Origin of the sequence: Amycolatopsis heterodermiae (assembly GCF_034929455.1) — a bacterium.
Lineage (GTDB): Bacteria > Actinomycetota > Actinomycetes > Mycobacteriales > Pseudonocardiaceae > Amycolatopsis > Amycolatopsis heterodermiae.
In genome coordinates, this window is sequence record NZ_JAYFSI010000041.1 from 1 (window position 1) to 233 (window position 233).

1 pseudogene is annotated in these 233 nt (G+C 65.2%); it reads right to left on the bottom strand.

The annotated features are described in order from the left end of the window. Positions 1 to 116, bottom strand: a pseudogene (locus VA596_RS50580) (leucine zipper domain-containing protein); the annotation flags it as partial. Between the last annotated feature and the right edge of the window lie 117 nt (positions 117 to 233).

A 233-nucleotide genomic window follows, 5' to 3' on the forward strand; every position in this document is an offset into this window, starting at 1 on the left:
GAGACCGACACCTGGAACCGTTCCGTTGCTCGTCGCAGTGGCCATCGGTCGTCGACGACGCAGCGGGCCAGGCGCAGTCTGCCGGTCGGGGTCAGGGGTGCGTTAGCGTGGGTCACGAGGGCCTCCGTTGGTCGGTGTAGACGTCGCAATCCACACCGAACCCGGAGGCCCTCCCTTACGCCAAGATCATCCGGTCACGTGTCGCACTGATCGCAACCTCCCCAGACAGAACA